Here is a 999-nt window from a genome sequence, read left to right as displayed (position 1 = left end):
ACCATAGTGCAGTATGAACGCGAGGCCTATGAGTGGGATCCGGGCAGGGTGCGCGTCACCCTGGACAGCAACCTGGTGACCGGGCTCAGCTCGGTGGATTTCCTCAATTCTGCCTTGCCCCTGACCGGGGTGACGGATGAGGGACTTTCCATACTGGAGATTAAATATGATGAGTTTCTCCCTGCCCACATAGCGGACCTTTTGATGCTGAACAGCCGGCAGCGGGCGGCCTTGTCCAAATACGCCATCTGCCGGCGCTTCGATTAATAACTTACGAAACGGAGGACAGACCATGCCAGACGGCAATACCTTTAATTTCACTGACATTTTCAAGAATAACGTGCTCGAACAGGCAGTGACCAGCTTCTCCCTGGTGGACGTGGCGGTCAGCCTCTTGATCTCCTTCCTCTTGGGCCTGTTCATCTACACCATCTACAAGAAAACCTTCAACGGAGTGATGTATTCGCGCAATTTCAACATCTCCCTGGTGGCCATGGCCATGATCACCACCCTGATCATCATGGCGGTGACCTCTAACATCATTCTCTCCCTGGGCATGGTCGGCGCCCTGAGCATTGTCAGGTTCAGGACCCCCATCAAAGACCCGGTCGATATCGTGTACGTTTTCTGGGCTATCGCGGCCGGCATCGTCACCGGCGCGGGGCAGTTTCTCCTGGGGATCGCCGGCTCCCTGGTGGTGGGAGTGATGCTCTTGATCTTCACCAATAAGACGGTGCGTGAGATCCCCTATATGTTCGTGGTCAACTGCCGCGATGCCGAAGCGGAAAAAGAACTGCTGTCCAGCCTGGGGCGGTTCGTCAAGCGCATGAATATTAAATCCAAGGCGGTACGCGGCGGGCGGGGCATCGAGCTGACCGTGGAAACGCGCCTCAAGGATGAAAACACCGATTTCATGCACGAGCTATCGTCCATAAATGGGGTGGATGACATCGTAATGGTGAGCTACAATGGCGAGCTGGCGGTTTAGTGAGCCCCGGG

2 protein-coding genes are annotated in these 999 nt (G+C 55.6%); both read left to right on the top strand.

Annotated elements, in window-relative coordinates; genetic code table 11:
* Positions 1-267, top strand: a 267-nt coding sequence (locus tag B3W37_RS00040; protein WP_483174412.1) for a VTC domain-containing protein, incomplete at its 5' end; no start/stop codon positions are given.
* Between the two features lie 25 nt (positions 268-292).
* Positions 293-988, top strand: a complete 696-nt coding sequence (locus B3W37_RS00035) for a DUF4956 domain-containing protein (protein ID WP_483174411.1) — start codon at positions 293-295, stop codon at positions 986-988.
* Positions 989-999: the final 11 nt, after the last annotated feature.

The organism is Syntrophomonas sp. UBA5494 (assembly GCF_002426325.1).
Note: the sequence above shows the minus strand (reverse complement) of the source record. Positions and strands in the feature narration are given on the sequence as shown.